The sequence below is a fragment of the Kushneria aurantia DSM 21353 genome (assembly GCF_000382245.1).
Taxonomy (GTDB): domain Bacteria; phylum Pseudomonadota; class Gammaproteobacteria; order Pseudomonadales; family Halomonadaceae; genus Kushneria; species Kushneria aurantia.
On the sequence record NZ_KB907862.1, the window covers coordinates 247,668 to 265,516 of the forward strand.

The following is a 17,849-nucleotide window of genomic DNA, read 5'->3' on the forward strand; positions in this document are numbered from 1 at the left end:
CCGGGGAGTGCCAGGATGGCGGCATCATTCGGAACCTGTTGTACAGGAGAGTCCCCATGTCCTCGACACTTGCCGAGCAGTTCACCAAAGGGCGTTTCACCGCCGGTCCCGACGCCGACGGTTTCTACGGCGATTTTGGCGGCCGCTTCGTCGCCGAAACCCTGATGCCGCTGATTCTCGAACTCGAGCAGGCGTGGGAGTGGTCGCGCACCGATGAGAACTTCCGCCGCGAGCTGGCCGAGTATCAGCGCGACTTCATCGGCCGTGCCACGCCGCTCTACTACGCCGAGCGGCTCACCGAAGCGTTCGGCGGTGCGAAGATCTACTTCAAGCGCGAGGATTTGAACCACACCGGCGCGCACAAGATCAACAACTGCATCGGCCAGATTCTGCTGGCGCGCAAGATGGGCAAGAAGCGCATCATCGCCGAGACCGGCGCCGGCATGCACGGCGTGGCCACCGCCACCGTGGCGGCGCGCTTCGGCATGGATTGCGTGATCTACATGGGCGCCACCGATATCGAGCGCCAGCAGCCCAACGTTTTTCGCATGAAGCTGTTGGGCGCCGAGGTGATTCCGGTCGAGTCCGGTACCGGCACCCTCAAGGACGCCATGAACGAGGCGCTGCGCGACTGGGTGACCAACGTCGACTCCACTTTCTACCTGATCGGCACGGTGGCCGGCCCGCACCCCTATCCGGCGCTGGTGCGCGACTTCCAGTCGGTGATCGGCCGCGAAACCCGCGCCCAGATGCTGGAGCGCGAAGGGCGCCTGCCGGACACCCTGATGGCCTGTATCGGCGGCGGCTCCAACGCCATGGGGCTCTTTCATCCCATGCTGGACGACGAATCGGTACAGATGATCGGCGTCGAGGCCGCCGGGCACGGCATCGAAACCGGCGAGCATGCCGCCAGCCTCAACGGCGGCCAGCCGGGAGTGCTGCACGGCAACCGCACCTTCCTGCTGCAGAGCGATGACGGCCAGATCATCGATGCTCATTCGGTGTCGGCGGGGCTCGACTACCCCGGTATCGGTCCCGAGCACGCCTGGCTACACGTCCAGAAGCGGGTCAATTACGTCGCCGTCACCGACCGCGAGGCGATCGAGGCGTTCAAGCTGTGCTGCGAGCTGGAGGGCATTATCCCGGCGCTGGAGTCGGCCCACTCGCTGGCGCACCTTGCGAAAATCGCCGGCGACCTGCCGCACGATCATATCGTGGTGCTTAACATGAGCGGGCGCGGTGACAAGGACATGGCCAGCGTTGCCAACTGGCTCGAGGAGCACGGTGATACCGACAAGCTGCCCGATACCACCGTGGCGGCGGCCGAGCCGGGCAGCGTGGATGACATGCAGCCGCCGCACGACGTCGCAAAAAAGACCGGGGAGAGCGAATAATGGCGACACGTATCAGCCGCCGCTTCGAAGCGCTCAAAGAGGAAAACCGCGCGGCGCTGGTGACCTTCACCATCGCCGGCGATCCGAACTATGAGGCCTCGCTGGCCACCCTCAGGGGGTTGCCCGAGGCGGGGGCCGACATCATCGAGCTGGGCATGCCCTTCACCGACCCGATGGCCGACGGCCCTGCTATCCAGAAGGCCGGCCAGCGCGCCCTGCGCGCCGGTCAGAACCAGCGCAAAACGCTGCAGATGGTGCGCGAGTTTCGCCAGCACGATCAGGACACGCCGATCGTACTGATGGGCTACTACAACCCCATCTACCGCTACGGCGTCGAGGCCTTTTTAAAGGACGCCTCGGAGGCCGGTATCGACGGCCTGATCGTGGTCGACCTGCCCCCCGAGCACGACCGCGAGCTGTGTTCGCCGGCGATGGCCGCGGGGCTCGACTTTGTTCGCCTGGCGACGCCCACCACCGATGAGCGACGCCTGCCGCGGGTGCTGGAGAACAGCTCCGGCTTTATCTACTACGTCTCGGTGGCCGGCGTGACCGGTGGCCGGGCGCCCACTCCGGATGAGGTCGAACACGCCATCGGCCGCATTCGCGAGAAAAGCCGGTTGCCGGTGGCGGTGGGCTTTGGTATTCGCAGTGCCGACCAGGCCGCCGCCATTGGCCGCTTCGCCGATGCGGTGGTGGTGGGCTCGGCGCTGGTCGACTGTATCGACAAAGCCGACAGCAGTGACGCCGGTACCCGCGCGGTTCATGAGCTGACCCGCGAACTGGCCGGCGGCGTGCGTAGCGCGCGAGGCTGAGCGCCACCGGACACCCGTGACACCGGGCGCCGGCGGCATCAAAAGCGGCGTACCCAACAGCACCGGCTGCCCCCTGGGGCAGCCGGTGATTTTTACAAGCAACGAAAAGGTGCCGAGCGTTCTCAAGAGAGGTCGGCGGCTGCCCGCCCGCTGGGCGGACAGAGATAGTCTGTCTTATTTCGAGACAGCGTCCTTCAGGCCCTTGCCGGCCTTGAAGGCCACGTTGCGGCTGGCCGGGATGTCGATCTCCTTGCCGGTCTGCGGGTTCTTGCCGGTGCGAGCGGCGCGCTCGCGAACGGTGAAGGTTCCGAAACCGATCAGGGTGACATCCTCACCGCGGGAAACACTGCGGGTAATCTCGTCGAGGACGACGTTGAGAACCTGACCTGCCTTGTCCTTGGAAAGATCCGCCTGCTCGGCAATGGCCGCGGCGAGTTCTGGTTTGCGCATAACGCCTCCTGATTGGGCTGATGACGTTTGTCGGGCCGCCCCTTGTTATAGCAACTTCTGTTATAGCAACTTTGCATACTGCCTTGCGAAAGGCCGAGGTTATTCCTCCACAGGGCTGCCGGGAAGCCCCATTGGCCCCGTGTCGATGGAGTGAACACTGTTCGACCGGTGCAGACTAGCAACGCCGGGGCCCCCAACGCCAGCCAAAACTGCATAATGGCGCTTCTCACCGCACGATTGCCATGGCACGACAAAGCCAATAGGCTCGTCGGGCACACTGATTCGCGCCCCACGTCCAGACCGTATGATGCCCATGGATGCCGTCACGCTTCCCCCTCGCTGGTACCCGGTCGCCCTCTATCGCGGGGCGCTGCCGGCGTCGCTGATACGTTCGCGGGACTCCCTTACCGCCCGCCTCGAAAGCGTGGCCGGTGCCACCATAAGGGTACGTATCCACGCCCAGGGCGTGGCGCGCGGCCGCCCTGACGAACTGGCAGCGCTGGGGCTGGCCGCCGGCCGGCTGGTGTGGCGCCGTGAGGTGACGCTCGAGGCCGAGGGCCGGACGCTGGTAGCGGCCCGTTCGGTGGCGGCGCTCGATGACCGCTCGCCGTGGCTTGCGGGTATCGGTAACCGGGCGCTGGGCCATCAACTCTTCTCGCACCGCCTGCGCGGGGCGGGCAAGTCGCGGGTGACGCGCTCGGCGATCGAGGCCACCCACGCCCGCCCCGGCTTTGCGGGCCTGCCCGCGCTGCCCGCACGTCGTTCGCTGTTCACCCTGCCGGGCGCTCGGCAGTTACTGGTGCAGGAGTATTTTTCGAGTGCGCTGACAGACAGCGCCGAGGCCCCGCCTTCGGTTAGACTGGGGGCCTGTGACCGACAGGAGCCATGATGACGTCCTCGCCTCTCGCCCGACTGCCCGATTTTCTGCGTCTTGCCCGGCTGGACCGGCCGATCGGCACCTGGCTTCTGATGTGGCCCACCCTGGCAGCGCTGTGGCTGGCTGCCGACGGCCTGCCCGAACGGCGCAATCTGCTCATCTTCGTCGCCGGTGTCTACGTCATGCGCGCTGCCGGCTGCGTGATCAACGACTACGCCGACCGCCACTTCGACGCCCACGTGCAGCGCACCCACGACCGCCCGCTGGCCACTGGCCGGATCAGCGAGCGCGAGGCACTGACGCTGTTCGCGGCGCTGCTGGTGATCGCCTTCGTGCTGGTCTGCTTCACCAACCTGTTCACCATCGTCCTGTCGCTGGGCGGCGCGGCGCTGGCGATCTGCTACCCCTTCATGAAGCGCTATACCCACTTCCCGCAGGTGGTGCTGGGCGCGGCCTTCGGCTGGAGCATTCCGATGGCCTTCGGCGCCGAGCAGCAGGCGGTGCCGGCGGTGGCCTGGTGGCTGTTTTTCGCCAATATCGCCTGGACGCTGGTGTATGACACCTGGTATGCGATGGTCGACCGCGACGACGATGTGAAGATCGGCATTCGCTCCACGGCGGTGCTGTTCGGTCGCTTCGATCTGCTCCTCCAGGCCGCGCTGCAGGTCATGACCCTGCTGCTGCTGGCGGTGGTGGGTCAGAGCGCCGGCCTCGGTGGTTTTTACTGGGTGGCGCTGGGGGCGATTGCGGTCATATTCGCCTGGCAGCAGTATCTGTGCCGCCAGCGTTCCCGCGAGGGCTGCTTTCGCGCCTTTCTCAACAATCACTGGGTGGGCATTGTGCTGTTCGCCGGGGTGGCGCTGGCCAGCTGGCCGCAGTGACACGCCGGGGCGGCCGCGAAGGCCATGCGGCGGCGCTGTTCATGAAAATGTAATATCGTAGGGGTTGAATGGTAGCGCCTTCGGGGTGGCCGCCGTGCGGGCGCCGGCAGGCGCGCAGGATAACAGCCGCCGCATTTCCTACCGGCAGGGAACCGTCATAGATGTCCAGAACCATCCTGATAGTCGACGATGAGGCGCCGATTCGCGAGATGATTGCGATGGCGCTGGAGATGGCCGATTTTCGCATTCTGGAAGCCGAGGACGCCCAGTCCGCCCATGCCAGAGTGGTCGACGAGCGTCCCGATCTGATCCTGCTCGACTGGATGCTGCCCGGCGTCAGCGGTATCGACCTGGCGCGGCGGCTCAAGCGGGAGTCAACGACGCGCGATATTCCCATCATCCTGCTCACCGCGCGTACCGAGGAGGACAACAAGGTGCAGGGGCTGGAGAGCGGCGCCGATGACTACATCACCAAGCCCTTCTCGCCGCGCGAGCTGATTGCGCGCCTCAAGGCGGTACTGCGCCGCACCACGCCGGTTGGCGTCGAGGAGCAGGTGGAGGTCAACGGCCTGCAGCTCGACCCGGTCAGCCATCGCGTCAGTATCGACGGTAAACCGCTGGAGATCGGTCCCACCGAGTACCGCCTGCTGCAGTTTTTCATGACCCATCAGGAGCGCGCCTACACCCGCACTCAGCTGCTCGATCAGGTGTGGGGGGGCAATGTCTACGTCGAGGAGCGCACCGTCGACGTGCATATCCGCCGGCTGCGCAAGGTACTGGGCGAGCCACACCAGCATCTGGTGCAGACGGTGCGCGGCACCGGCTATCGCTTTTCGGCCCGCCAGTAGTTCGTATCGCCATCGGGTGAGTGCCTCGGCAGGCGTTATAGTGGAAGGTTACAAAAGGTCGGTACTGCCGGCTGCCATTCGTTGAACGGGATACCGGTTGCCATGAACTACTGGCTCAACGAGCTCTGGCGTCTCGCCTATCTGATCGTCTGCTTCGGCATCCTCGGCTTTCTGCTCGGCTATCCCGGCTGGGGGCTGGCGCTGGGGCTGGCGATCCATCTGACAATGACGCTGCGCCACCTGAAGCGTCTCTACCGCTGGTTGGAAGCGCCGGTGGATCAGCGTCCGCCGGATGGCGAGGGCGTGTGGGGCGATCTGTTCGATCGCCTGTGGCGCTATCAGAAGGGCCAGCAGCAGCTGCAAAACCGCCTGCGCTCGGTGCTCAGACGGGTGCAGGAGTCCGCCGAGTCGATGAGCGAAGGGGTGGTCATGCTCGATTCGCGGGGCTGCCTCGACTGGTGGAACAGTGCCGCCGAGCGGCTGATCGGCCTCGACAAGCGTCACGACCACGGCCACCACCTGACCAACTATATGCGCGACCCCGATTTCGTGCGCTATTTTCGCCGCAGCGACTACAGCGAGCCGATCACCCTCAAGTCGCCGGTCAGTGACGCCCGCTCGCTGGCCTGCCAGATCACCCGTTTCGGCGACGACGAGCGGCTGCTGGTCATCCGCGATATCACCCGCCTGCAGCGCCTCGAGCAGACCCGCCGCGACTTCGTTGCCAACGTCTCCCACGAGCTGCGTACGCCGCTGACGGTGCTTACCGGCTATCTGGAAACCTGGCAGGACAGCGCTGCCGACATGCTGCCGCCGGCCATGCAGCGCGGGCTCGACCGCATGCATGAACAGACCGATCGCATGCAGCATCTGGTGGAGGATTTGCTCACCCTGTCGCGGCTGGAAACCAGCGACCGCCAGCGCGACGAGCACTCCATCGACATGGCGGCGCTGTGCGAGTCGCTGCGCAGCGACGGCGCCGCGCTGGCGGCGGGCAGCCACGGGATCAGCTGCGAGATCGCTGAGCAGCGGCGGCTGTTCGGCGACCAGCAGGAGATCCACAGCGCGCTCTCCAACCTGGTCTACAACGCCGTGCGCTACACCCCGGAGGGCTGCCATATCACCATCCGCTACTGCCGCTGGGGCGAGGCGGGCGCGGCCGTCGAGGTGATCGACGACGGCGAGGGGATCGCCCCCGAGCATATCCCGCGGCTGACCGAGCGCTTCTATCGGGTCGACAAGAGCCGCTCGGTGGCCAGCGGCGGCACCGGGCTGGGTCTGGCGATCGTCAAACACGTGTTGCTGCGCCACGACGCCTGGCTGGAGATCGACAGCGATCCCGGCGAGGGCGCCTGCTTTCGCTGTATCTTTCCCGCCGCGCGCATGGCGGCGCCGGTGGTGGTCAGCGCCGCTGACAGCCGGGCCGGCTAACGCAGCGCCCTCACCGCCGCCTCGCCCTGATAACGCTCCAGCAGCGCCATCAGAATCGCCTGGCTTTCGATATCCATCCTGGCGTTGGTGTCGGTGGGGCGAAAGTGCAGCTGGAAGGCGCGCACCACGCGGCGGGTCTCTTCATCCATGACACCGCTCACCGCCAATGGATAGCCCCAGGCCGCAAGGGCGCGTTGAAACTGCGCCACGCTCAGCGGCGCCTGCGACAGTTGCCGCTGCCAGCGGGCCACCGTCTCGCGCTCGGGCCAGGCACCCACGCCGGCCTGATAGAGGCGCTGCCAGGGGAAGAAGGGGCCGGGGTCGACCTTGCGCCCCGGCGCAATGTCGCTGTGGCCCAGCACGTTTTGCGGCTCGATGTCGTAGCGCTCGACCAGATCCCGCGTCAGTTCAATGACCAGCTCGATCTGAGCACGCGAATAGGGCGTCCACACCTGGCCTTCGGGGGAGTCGTGATAGCCCGGATTGACGATCTCGATGCCGACCGAGGTGTCGTTGAGGTTACTGCGATCGGCCCACTGGCTGACCCCGGCGTGCCAGGCGCGTCGGTCTTCATCCACCAGCTGCAGCACCACCGGCCGGTCGCGGTAGCGACCCGGGTTGTCGGTCACCAGATAGTGAGCGCTGACATTGCTTTCGGTAAGGGTGCGCAGCGCGGCGCGCTCATCGCCGCCGGTGTAGTGCAGCACGATAAAGCGCACGCGCTGGTTCTGGCCGCGGGCGCCGAGCGAGCGGTCGACCAGGTAGCCCGGGCGCGCTTCGAGTGCGCCGCCCGCGGCCGGCGAGTAGTGCCGCGGGGCGATGTTGCTGTCGGTCAGCGGCACATTGCTGAACAGCAGATCGATGGCATCGGTATCGACCTGCGGCGTCGGTTGCGGGGGCGGTGCCGCGGCACAGCCGGCCAGCAGCAGCGCGCCGGCAGCAAGGAAATAAAGGCGTTGGGGCATCCTGGCGTCCGAAGGGGGCGTTGAAGGAGATCAGTGTCGGTGTGGCGCGGGCAGCGCCCGGTAGTCGCGGCGCCAGACGATGACGCCGGCCGCTACCGCTGCCGGCATCACCAGCAGATTGACCACCGGAATCCAGATCAGTGCCGATACCACGCCGCCGAAGGTGAGCGTTGACCACCAGCGCAGGGTCAGTCGCCGACGCATCTCCGCAAAGCTGACGCCGTTGTTGTCCATCGGGTAGTCGAGATACTGGATCGACATGCTCCAGATCGAAAACAGCGCCCAGCCCGGCGGCGCCAGAATATTGAGCCCCGGCACGAAGCCGATCAGCACCAGCAGCAGCACCCGCGGCAGCATCCAGGCGATCTTCTGCAATTCGCGCCTCAGGCTGTCGATGCCCTGACGCCACAGCGAGCGCTCATCGATACTTTCGCTCTGGCCGCTCAGGCGCTGCTCGACCTTTTCGGCCAGAAAGCCGTAGAAGGGCGCGGCGATCAAAGTGGCCAGACGGGTGAAGGTGAAGGCCAGCACCAGCAGCAGCGAGACGATCACCAGCGGCCAGATCAGCCACTCCAGCCAGCCGAGCCAGCCCGGTATGGCGGCCATCCAGTAGTCGACCCAGCCGGAGAAGCGCTCGATCACCAGCGCAAAGAGCGCCGCATAGATCACCAGATTGACCAGCAGCGGTACGAACACATAGCGCCGCAGGCCGGGTTCGAGCACCATTGACACGCCGCGGCTCAGCGCGGAGACGGCATACACCATCCTGTCACCATCGGGAGAGGATAAAGGCGGGAGCGTAGCACAGCCGCCCGCCGTTGCGGCGGGCGGCGGGAATCGTCAGAGGTTGTCTTCGGCGTCGCGCTGGAGGCTGGACTTGCCGACGTGGCGCACGTCGGCGCCCTCGACCAGATAGATGACCGATTCGGCGATGTTGCTGGCGTGGTCGCCGACGCGCTCCAGCGAACGCAGAATCCACATCACGTTGAGCACCGGGCTGATGGCGCGCGGGTCCTCCATCATGAAGGTGACCAGCGAGCGCATGGCGCTTCTGTAGTGCTGATCCACCTCGTCGTCCTCGGTGAGCACCTGGCGGGCGGTGTCGGCGTCCATACGGGCGAAGGCGGTCAGCGCGTTGCGCGACATCAGCCGCACGCGGGCGCTGATGTTGCGAATCTCCGCCACGCCGCGGGAGCTCTGGCCGTTTTCGATCAGATGCAGCACGTTACGCGCGATCTTGTTGCTCTCGTCGCCCATACGCTCCAGGTCGGAGGTGGTGCGGGTCACCGCCAGTACCAGGCGCAGATCGGAGGCGGTGGGCTGACGGCGAGCCAGCACATGGGTGCAGGCCTCGTCGAGTTCGAGCTGGAAGTCGTTGACGGCGTGATCGTTGGCGCGCACCTGCTCGGCAGCGGTGGCGTCGTTTTCGATCAGCGCTTCGACCACTTCGCTGAGATGGCGCTCGACCAGCCCGCCCATGGCCAGCAGCCGGGTTCGCAGTGACTCCAGCTCCTCGTTGAACTGGCGCGAGATGTGCTGGGTGTGACGATCGTTGGTGATATCCATAAAGCTCCGACCGCGGTAATAGGTCGTATCGAAGGGGTTAAGGTCTTATAGACAGACCATAATGATGGTTAATATAGCGGCAGGTGATGAATTTTTGGTGACATCCGGGCATGTTCAGTTTCAGCCCAGCGGCACCAGTTTGGCAAAGCCCAGCACCAGCCACTTGTCGCCTTCCTCCTCGAAACTGACCTGCACGCGGGCGCGCTGGCCCTCGCCCTCGGCGTTGATCACTACCCCTTCGCCGAACACCGGATGGCTGACCCGCTGGCCCAGCGACAGCCCCGGCATGTCGTCGTCACCGGCTACGCTCTCCTGTTGCAGGCTGCTCGATGCCGATACCGGGCGGCTTACCTGGCCACGCAGACGCACCTCCTCGACGAACTGCTCGGGCAGCTCGCGCAGAAAGCGCGACGGCCGCTGAAAGGTCTCGCGGCCGTGCAGGCGGCGCGTCTCGGCGTGGGTCAGGTAGAGCTTCTCCATCGCTCTTGTGAGGCCCACATAGCAGAGCCTTCGCTCCTCCTCGAGGCGCCCCGGCTCCTCCAGCGACATTTTGTGCGGAAACAGCCCCTCCTCCATGCCGGCGATAAAGACCAGCGGAAACTCCAGCCCCTTGGCCGAGTGCAGGGTCATCATCTGCACCGCGTCGTCGAACTCATCGGCCTCGTGCTCGCCGGAGTTGAGCGCCGCCTCGGCGAGAAAGGTGCCCAGCGAGTCGTCGTCGCCGTCGTTGATGGGGTCGAAGGGGTCGTTCTGGGTCCAGGACTTCGCGGCGCTGACCAGCTCCTCGAGGTTTTCGACCCGCGCCTGGCCCTTCTCGCCCTTCTCGGCGCGGTGGTGCTCGATCAGCCCGGTGGTGGCGATGACGTGATCGATCATTTCGTGCAGCGCCATGCCGGCGGTGTCGTTGTCGAGGCGGTCGATCATGTCGCTGAAGGTGGCCACGCTGGCCGCCGCGCGTCCCTTCAAAAGCCCCTTCGAGGGCGCGTCATTGAGCGTTTGCCACAGCGAGATGCCCTCGTCGCGGGCGTGGGCGCGCAGCGCTTCGACGCTGCGCGTGCCGATGCCGCGGGCCGGCACGTTGATCACCCGCTCCAGTGAGGCGTCGTCGTCGCGCGACACCAGCAGGCGCAGGTAGGCCAGCGCGTTCTTGATCTCGAGGCGCTCGTAGAAGCGCTGACCGCCGTAGATGCGGTAGGGCACCCCCTGGCGTATCAGCGCCTCTTCAAGCACTCGTGACTGGGCGTTGGAGCGGTAGAGAATGGCGATATCGCGGCGCCGCCGGTTCTCGTCGCGCACCCGGGTGGCGATGGTATCGACGATAAAGCGTGCCTCGTCGAGGTCGTTGAAGCCGCCGTAAAGGGACAGCCGTTCACCCGCGTCGACATCGGTCCACAGCTCCTTGCCCATGCGCCCGGCATTGTGGCGAATCAGGGCGTTGGCGGACTCCAGAATGGCGCTGGTGGAGCGGTAGTTGCGCTCCAGTCGTACCACTCTGGTATCGGCGAACTCGTCGCGAAAGCGCGACAGGTTCTCTACCTTTGCGCCGCGCCAGCCGTAGATTGACTGGTCGTCGTCGCCTACCGCGGTCAGGCAGGCGCGATCGCCCGCCAGCAGCCTGAGCCAGGCGTACTGCAGGGTGTTGGTGTCCTGGAATTCGTCCACCAGCAGGTGGCGAAAGCGCTCGCGGTAGTGCGCCAGCAGACGCGGGTTGTCGCGCAACAGCTCCAGCGCGCGCAGCAGCAGTTCGCCGAAATCGACCAGGCCGCCGCGCTCACAGGCGAGCTGATAGCGTTCGTAGAGATCGACCATCTGCTGCATATAGGCATCGCCGTGGGCGTCGACATCTCCCGGGCGCAGCCCCTCTTCCTTGCAGCCGCCGATGAAGTACTGCACCTGTTTGGGCGGAAAGCGCTCTTCATCGATGCTGTTGTCGCGCAGCAGGCGCTTGACCAGCCGCAGCTGGTCGTCGCTGTCGATGATCTGGAAGTGCTCGGCGAGCTTCGCGTCCTGCCAGTGAGTGCGCAGCAGCCGATGGGCGATGGAGTGAAAGGTGCCCACCCACATGCCGCGTGGCGAGACGTCGAGCAGTGTCTCCAGCCTTGCACGCATCTCGCGCGCCGCCTTGTTGGTAAAGGTAACGGCGAGGATCGACCACGGCGAGAGGCCCTCGACCTCCATCAGCCAGGCGATCCGGTGCACCAGCACGCGGGTCTTGCCCGAGCCGGCGCCGGCCAGCACCAGCAGGTTGCCCTGGGGGGCGCCGACCGCATCGCGCTGATCGGCATTGAGCGAATCGAGGAGCGCAGAGGCGTCCATAAGAGTGTTCTCCGCAGGCCGCGGGGAGGGAATAAAGAGGCGTTATTCTAACACAGCCGCCGCAAGGGCGCGGCTCAGCTGTCGTCGTCGCGGTGCGCGCCGCCGAAAGGGTCGGGCAGCCTGGTGCGCAGCGGGTCGAGGCTGCGTTTGACCGCCACCAGATGCTCGGCAAGCTGCGGTCCGCGAGTCTTGGCCACGCCCACGGCGAGGATATCGATCACCACCAGGTGGGCGATGCGCGAACTCATCGGCCGGTAGACCTCGCTGTCCTCGAACACATCGATGAAAAGACCGAGAGAGCATTTCTGCGCCAGCGGCGAGTCCGCCGGGCACAGGCCGATCACGGTGGCGCCGTGTTCGCGCGCGATATCGACGCTGGAAAGCAGCGAGCTGGTGCGCCCGGTCTGCGAGATTGCCACCACGACGTCGTGTTCGCTCAGCGTGACCGCCGACATGTGCTGCATGTGCGGGTCGGAGTAGGCGGCGGTGGAAATACGCAGGCGAAAGAACTTGTGCTGGGCGTCGAAGGCCACCGCGCCGGAGGCGCCGTAGCCGTAGAACTCGACCCGGCTGGCGTCGGCCAGGGCGTTGATGGCGCGGGTCATGGAGGCAGCATCGACGCGGTCGCGCACGCCCAGCAGTGTTCCCACGGTGGAGTCGAAAATGCCGCGCGAGAACTCCGCCACGCTGTCGGCTTCGTTCATCGAGAATTCGGAGAACTGCTCGCCGGTGGCCAGCGTCTGCGCCAGCTTGAGCTTGAAGTCCTGATAGCCGCTGCAGTCGATAGCGCGACAGAAGCGGATAACCGTTGGCTCGCTGACGCCCACCCGCGCAGCCAGCGCGGCCAGCGGCAGATGAATCACCTCATCGGCGTGGCGCAATATGAAACGGGCGACCTTCTGCTCGGAGCGGCGAAAGGCGGGCAGCCGGCTGCGAAGATCGTCGAAAAGGGTGACGCTCAAGGCTCATCCTCAGTCAAGGGTTGACGCATGCCAATGAATGCGATACGTCATTAAATTGTCAACGGCTCTATCATACGCTGACGACGCGCTTCGATCGACGCCGAACGCCGCGATCGGGGCGAAACGGCATCGAAAGAACGCCAGAGAGCGCAGAATAATGAACTGCTTCTCCTGATCACACGCCATGTGAAGAGAACCTTCGCCATGCAGAAAACGACAGGTGACTCCATGCCTCTGACCTCGCTCCGCAACGAAATCCACAACATTGCCATGCATCTCAGGGTCCAGGAAGACGAAGAGCGCCGCCGGCGCGCCTGCGAACGCGCCCTGCGCGCCCGCCGCGGCATCGAGGATCATTTCGAATCGAAACGCCTTGCTCGCCAGCTCGAGGACGAACTCGAAAGCTTCGGCTGATGAGCGGGCCGGGGCCGGGCAGTATAAAAGTTATCGGCAGCCTCCGGGCTGCCGATAGTCGTGTGTTATCCTCAGGAGTATCTTTACGATTGCCAAAAGACTATGAGTCAGGTGTCATGTAACGCTTGATGATCATCATGAGAAGCGGCCATGAGTGAACTGCTCGCTCCCACCAACGATTACGTCTTCAAGCGGCTGTTTGTTGCTGCGCCGACACTGTTGGTCAATCTGATCAACGATCTGCGCCCCGATCTGCCCGCTATTACCTCGGTCGATATCCTCAATCCGGAGATTGCGTCAGAGGATCTCAGCGGTAAGCGCATCATTCTGGATGTACTGGCTCGTGATGGCGACGGCGACTGCTATAATGTCGAAATTCAGGTGCGCCGTTATGACGCCTGGCACAAGCGCGGGCTGTTCTATCTGGCACGCGTGCTGAGCAGTCAGATCGATGCCGGGGCGGACTATCAGCAGCTGAACGCCTCGGTGGGCTTGCACCTGCTGGATTTTGATCTGTTTACCGCGATTCCGGCCGAGTGCGAACAGGCCATCTGGCGCTTTGAAATGCGCGATGAGCATCAGCCTCATGTCTCGCTGGGCAACAGCTTGCAGATGAACGTTATCGAGCTGGGCAAGGCGGATCGACTCGGTTTGCCGTCCGGCCCGCTGGCGGCGTGGATTACCTTCTTCAGGCATTGGCAGGAGGATACTACCATGAGCGATATTACTCATGAGCCCGTTCGGGAGGCGATGAGTCGCCTTCGGGAGTTGAGTGCCGATCAGACTGCGCGCCTTCAGGCCCTGATACGGGAGCGGGCCCTGCACGACCAGATTTCGTATTTCAATGAGGCCGAACGGCAGGGGCAAGCTAAAGGACACGCGATAGGACTTGAGAAAGGTCGGCAGGAAGGTCGGCAGGAAGGTCGGCAGGAAGGTCGGCAGGAAGGTCGGCAGGAAGGTCGGCAGGAAGGTCGGCAGGAAGGTCGGCAGGAAGGTGAACAGTATCGTGCCCTTGAAACTGCTCGCAATCTGCTCCGTGATACCGACCTCGGCGATGGCGCGATCGCCAGTGCCACCGGCCTTGAAATGACTCAGGTGCGTGAATTGCGAGAAAATTTCAACGGCTGAATGACTGCGCAGCAGGCGGCCCCGGGCCATGACGCCCCTACTGCGCCGGGCTCAGTACCAGCTCCACGCGGCGGTTCTGTGCCCTCCCCGCTTCGCTTTCGTTGCCTGCCAGCGGCCGGGTGGCGCCATAGCCGATCGCCCGCAGCCGCTCGCTCGAGACGCCGTTGCGGGCCAGGTAACGCAGCACCGCGCTGGCGCGCGCCGAGGAGAGTTCCCAGTTGGAGGGGAAGCGCTCGGTATCGATGCTGCGGCTGTCGGTGTGACCCTCCACCGAGATCTCGCCGTCGAAATCGCGCAGTACCGGCAGCAGCCGGTCGAGCAGCGCGCTGCCCGAATAGGTGATCGCCACGTCGGCGCTGGGGAACAGTAGCCGGTCCTCGATACGCAAAATGGTGCGCTCGCGTTCGCGGCTGATCTGCACGCCCTCGATATCCGCCAGCCGGCTGTCGATGGCGTTAAGCGCCTCGACGGTAGCCAGCGCGGCGTCGACGTTGACCTCGGGGGCGCGCGCGGCGGCGAGTGCCGCCTCGGCATTGACCCGCGTCACGTTGGCGATCGCCAGGGCGATTTCGGCATTCACCTGCGGCGCCTGTGATACCGCCCGGGCGGCGGCCAGGTTGACACCTTCGACGCTGTCGGCCAGCGCTCGCGCCGCCTCGACGTTGACCCGCGGCGGCAGCGCGCTGCCGGCGACCCTCTGCCGGCTTTCGGCGCCGCTCTCCTGCCTGTCCCCGCGCTCGGCGAGCAGATGCGGCAGCAGCGCCGGCATATCGATCGGCGGCAGGAGGCGTTCGGCAACGGAGTCGGGAGTACGAATCTGTTCGAGCACCAGCGGCGAGATCATCACCGTGGTCGCGTCTTCGCTCGGCGCCGCTGCCTCGCTGCCGCTGCGCAGTGCCAGCAGCAGCACGAACAGCACCAGCAGCAGGGTCAGCAGGTCGAGATAGCCCAGCATCCAGCCGTCGCTCTCTTCCCGCGGCGGCGGCTCGGCAAGCAGGTCGCGCGCCGCCTGACGCGAGCGGCTGGCGGCGCCGGGCACCAGTGCATCAGCCACGACGCGGCCTCCTGCGCACATCCTCCTCGCGCGGTGCGGTGGTCTCCTCCTCGCCCAGCTCGTCGCGGCCCTCGCTGATAAAGGACGCCAGCGTCTGCTCGATAAAGGAGGGCAGACGACGCCGCGAAATCATCGAGACGCCTTCCAGCACCATGTTCATGGCGATCAGTCGCTGTTCGGTGCGTCGTTCCAGTTTCACCGCGATCGGCCTGAACAGCAGATTGGCGAGCAGGATGCCGTAGAAGGTGGAGAGCAGCGCTACCGCCATGCGCGGGCCGATCACCGCCAGGTCGCCGTTCTGGATCACCTCCAGCATGTTGACCAGACCCACCAGGGTGCCCAGCATGCCGAACGCCGGCGCGTAGGCCGCCATGGTGCGAAAGATCTGCGCCTCGGCGTGCTCGCGGGCACGCAGCCGGGTGATGCGCCAGCGCAGCAGATCAAGAATCTCCTCCTCGCGGACGTTATCGATCACCAGCCGGATGCCGCTGCGCAGAAAGGGGTTGCGGGTCGTCTCCAGCGCTCGCTCGACCGCACGCGGGTCGCCGTGCAGCCACTCTTTCGCCAGCGCCACCAGCTCGGCGATATCCTCGCGAATGAAGTCCCGCTCGCGGCGAAAGACGCTGCCGGCGAGAGCGAAGACGTGACGCATCTCGCGCATCGGATAGCTGATCAGGGTGGCCGCCAGTGTGCCGGTGATAACGATCAGCAGTCCCGGCAGGTTGAGAAAGCTCAGCGGCGTGTTGGCGGTGAACAGCACCACCGCCAGCAGCAGGACGACACTGGCCACAATACCGATCAGGGTGGAAGCGTTGCCGGGCAGTTGTTTGGCGGAGGGGGTAGCGTCGTTGTTGCTGCCGCTCATCTGCAGCTCCATCTCGAAAGAGGCGATCAGGCAGGCGCGTCGGCCAGGGGCCGTGTGCGCTGTCCATAGAGTCGATAGTCGAAGGATTGTGCCAGAGCGGCGTCCCCGCCGTGTCGTGTGAATAACGCCTTTTTTGGCGTCAATTCATCGTCTGATCGGAGCAGAGTATCGAGCGCGAGGAGTTATCCACATTATCTATTGACAATGGCGCCTTTTGTGACCTCTTCACGGCCCCACCCATTCTGCCCGACCTGCCCCGAAAGGCCCCGCCATGGGGCGTTTTGCAGCGACTGATGCCGCTCATTGCCCTTTCGTGAAGCCATTTCAAAGGGCTTTTCCACAGTCTGGCCGAGTTTTGTCCCCGTTTTTATTCACAGGTCTGTCAAGACCGCATGGCCCGGAATTGATCGCCGTTAATGAAAAAACGGATGCCGACGGGGCCGGCATCCGTCTGCTCGAAGGGCGCGCCATCATCCCAGCACGCCGAATATGAATACGATCGCCACCGCCGGCGGGGCGATGTAGCGCGCCGCGAAGCGCCACAGCTTCCAGCTGCCGCCCGACAGGTTGAGCTGGGCGCGTACCTCGTCGCGACCCATCACCCAACCGACGAAGATGATGGTGGCCAGACCGGTCAGCGGCAGCATGATGTTGGCGGTCAGATAGTCCAGCGTATTGAAGATATCCCGCCCGAAAATGGTGACACCGGACCAGGCGTTGAAGGACAAAAGCGCCGCAATGCCCAAAAGCCATGCCGATATACCGGCGGCCAGCGCTGCCTGCAGGCGGCTCAGCGGCGTTTTCTCTTCCAGCCACTCGACGATCGGTTCCAGCAGTGACATCGCCGAGGTCCAGGCGGCAAATACCAGCAGGACGAAGAACAGCACCGAGAAGAAGAGCCCGCCTGCCATGTTGCCAAAGGCCAGCGGCAACGACTGGAAGATCAGCCCCGGGCCGGCGGCAGGGTCGAGGCCGTTGGCCAGCACCACCGGGAAGATCGCCATACCGGCGGCCAGCGCGATGACGGTATCCAGCACCGCGACCGTCACGGCGGTGCGGCCCAGATGCACGTCGTCACCGAGATAGGAGCCGTAGGCCATCATCACGCCCATGCCAAGGCTGAGCGTGAAAAAGGCATGCCCCATGGCGGCCAGTACGACCTCGCCGGTGATGCGTGAAAAATCGGGCTGGAACAGCCAGGCAAGGCCTTCACCGAAACTGCCGGTGGTGGCGGCGTAACCCACCATGATCAGCAGCAGCCCGGCCAGCGCCGGCATCAGGAATTTGGCGGCGCGCTCCAGCCCGCTGGTAACGCCAGCGGCTACTACCGCGATCACCAGCACCATGAAGAGGCTGTGCCATGCCAGCAGTACGCCGGGGCTGGCAAGCAGGTCGTTGAACAGGGTGCTGACCTGGTCGCTGTTCATGCCGCTGAAGGTGCCGCTTGCGGCGTAGCGGATGTAGCTCAGCGCCCAGCCGCCGATCACGCTGTAGAACGACAGAATCAGCCAGGCGCCGGCAATACCGGCGACGCCGATCGCCATCCAGCCGCGCGAGCGTTTCAGTCGGCCGGCGATCTGATCCATGGTCGAGATGGGGTTTTTCTGTCCGATCCGCCCCAGCAGCCACTCGCTCATCAGAATCGGCAGGCCGATCAGGGCGATGCAGACCAGATAGACCAGCACGAAGGCGCCGCCGCCGCTCTCGCCGGTCATATAGGGAAATTTCCAGATATTGCCGAGACCAACCGCCGAGCCGACGGCGGCGAGGATGAAAATAAGACGCGAGGACCACTGCGCGTGGGAATGGCGCTTGTTGCTCATGAAACGTCCCTGGGTTGCCGACAGGAGGCGGACGCCGTCCGTCGTAGTGGGCATATTGGTGTC

At 65.0% G+C, this 17,849-nt stretch carries 16 protein-coding genes and 1 pseudogene; 8 read left to right on the forward strand and 9 right to left on the reverse strand.

What is annotated here, in order from left to right:
- The first annotated feature begins 56 nt into the window (after positions 1-56).
- Positions 57-1,394: a tryptophan synthase subunit beta gene (gene trpB / locus H146_RS0101200; RefSeq protein ID WP_019950020.1), complete on the forward strand. Its 1,338-nt coding sequence runs from the start codon at positions 57-59 to the stop codon at positions 1,392-1,394.
- Positions 1,394-2,206, forward strand: a complete 813-nt coding sequence (trpA, locus tag H146_RS0101205) for a tryptophan synthase subunit alpha (protein WP_019950021.1) — start codon at positions 1,394-1,396, stop codon at positions 2,204-2,206. The genes trpB and trpA overlap by 1 nt, the downstream gene beginning before the upstream one ends.
- Positions 2,207-2,380: 174 nt before the next feature.
- Here trpA and H146_RS0101210 read toward each other — a convergent pair.
- Positions 2,381-2,659, reverse strand: a pseudogene (locus H146_RS0101210) (HU family DNA-binding protein); the annotation flags it as partial.
- Between the two features lie 304 nt (positions 2,660-2,963).
- Between H146_RS0101210 and H146_RS18100 the strand changes: the two are divergent.
- The 4 genes from H146_RS18100 to phoR all read left to right on the forward strand — a co-directional run bounded on the left by H146_RS18100 (position 2,964) and on the right by phoR (position 6,693).
- Positions 2,964-3,545: a chorismate--pyruvate lyase family protein gene (locus H146_RS18100; RefSeq protein ID WP_019950023.1), complete on the forward strand. Its 582-nt coding sequence runs from the start codon at positions 2,964-2,966 to the stop codon at positions 3,543-3,545.
- Complete coding sequence (ubiA, locus tag H146_RS0101220) at positions 3,545-4,414, forward strand: 4-hydroxybenzoate octaprenyltransferase (protein WP_019950024.1); 870 nt, start codon at positions 3,545-3,547, stop codon at positions 4,412-4,414. The genes H146_RS18100 and ubiA overlap by 1 nt, the downstream gene beginning before the upstream one ends.
- A gap of 161 nt (positions 4,415-4,575) precedes the next feature.
- Positions 4,576-5,262 (forward strand): phosphate regulon transcriptional regulator PhoB, encoded by a 687-nt coding sequence (gene phoB / locus H146_RS0101225; RefSeq protein WP_019950025.1) that lies wholly within the window; start codon positions 4,576-4,578, stop codon positions 5,260-5,262.
- A 102-nt stretch (positions 5,263-5,364) separates the two neighbouring features.
- Positions 5,365-6,693 carry a phosphate regulon sensor histidine kinase PhoR gene (phoR, locus tag H146_RS0101230; RefSeq protein ID WP_019950026.1) on the forward strand — a complete coding sequence of 443 codons (1,329 nt, stop codon included), beginning with the start codon at positions 5,365-5,367 and terminating at the stop codon, positions 6,691-6,693.
- Here the strand turns inward: phoR and H146_RS18105 are convergent.
- The 5 genes from H146_RS18105 to hexR all read right to left on the reverse strand — a co-directional run bounded on the left by H146_RS18105 (position 6,690) and on the right by hexR (position 12,502).
- Positions 6,690-7,658 carry an N-acetylmuramoyl-L-alanine amidase gene (locus tag H146_RS18105; protein WP_019950027.1) on the reverse strand — a complete coding sequence of 323 codons (969 nt, stop codon included), beginning with the start codon at positions 7,656-7,658 and terminating at the stop codon, positions 6,690-6,692. The genes phoR and H146_RS18105 overlap by 4 nt on opposite strands.
- A gap of 30 nt (positions 7,659-7,688) precedes the next feature.
- On the reverse strand, positions 7,689-8,423 hold the full coding sequence (cysZ, locus tag H146_RS0101240) for a sulfate transporter CysZ (protein WP_019950028.1): 735 nt from the start codon (positions 8,421-8,423) through the stop codon (positions 7,689-7,691).
- A 75-nt stretch (positions 8,424-8,498) separates the two neighbouring features.
- Entirely contained in the window at positions 8,499-9,224 is a 726-nt protein-coding gene (gene phoU / locus H146_RS0101245; protein WP_019950029.1) for a phosphate signaling complex protein PhoU, read from the reverse strand.
- Between the two features lie 120 nt (positions 9,225-9,344).
- Complete coding sequence (gene uvrD, locus H146_RS0101250; protein ID WP_019950030.1) at positions 9,345-11,540, reverse strand: DNA helicase II; 2,196 nt, start codon at positions 11,538-11,540, stop codon at positions 9,345-9,347.
- A 74-nt stretch (positions 11,541-11,614) separates the two neighbouring features.
- Positions 11,615-12,502: a transcriptional regulator HexR gene (gene hexR / locus H146_RS0101255; RefSeq protein ID WP_019950031.1), complete on the reverse strand. Its 888-nt coding sequence runs from the start codon at positions 12,500-12,502 to the stop codon at positions 11,615-11,617.
- 228 nt (positions 12,503-12,730) lie between these two features.
- Between hexR and H146_RS0101260 the strand changes: the two genes are divergently transcribed.
- Together H146_RS0101260 and H146_RS0101265 are read left to right on the forward strand one after the other, a co-directional pair.
- A complete protein-coding gene (locus H146_RS0101260) occupies positions 12,731-12,916 on the forward strand; it encodes a PA3496 family putative envelope integrity protein (protein ID WP_033195350.1) in 186 nt (61 codons plus the stop codon).
- A gap of 150 nt (positions 12,917-13,066) precedes the next feature.
- Positions 13,067-14,044 (forward strand): Rpn family recombination-promoting nuclease/putative transposase, encoded by a 978-nt coding sequence (locus H146_RS0101265; protein ID WP_019950033.1) that lies wholly within the window; start codon positions 13,067-13,069, stop codon positions 14,042-14,044.
- A gap of 37 nt (positions 14,045-14,081) precedes the next feature.
- Here H146_RS0101265 and H146_RS20115 read toward each other — a convergent pair whose 3' ends face one another.
- The 3 genes from H146_RS20115 to H146_RS0101280 all read right to left on the reverse strand — a co-directional run bounded on the left by H146_RS20115 (position 14,082) and on the right by H146_RS0101280 (position 17,786).
- On the reverse strand, positions 14,082-15,098 hold the full coding sequence (locus H146_RS20115) for an OmpA family protein (protein WP_019950034.1): 1,017 nt from the start codon (positions 15,096-15,098) through the stop codon (positions 14,082-14,084).
- On the reverse strand, positions 15,091-15,963 hold the full coding sequence (locus H146_RS0101275) for a motility protein A (RefSeq protein ID WP_019950035.1): 873 nt from the start codon (positions 15,961-15,963) through the stop codon (positions 15,091-15,093). Before H146_RS0101275 ends, H146_RS20115 begins: the two co-directional genes overlap by 8 nt.
- Before the next feature lie 470 nt (positions 15,964-16,433).
- Positions 16,434-17,786, reverse strand: coding sequence for a sodium-dependent transporter (locus tag H146_RS0101280; RefSeq protein WP_019950036.1), 1,353 nt, complete (start codon positions 17,784-17,786; stop codon positions 16,434-16,436).
- Between the last annotated feature and the right edge of the window lie 63 nt (positions 17,787-17,849).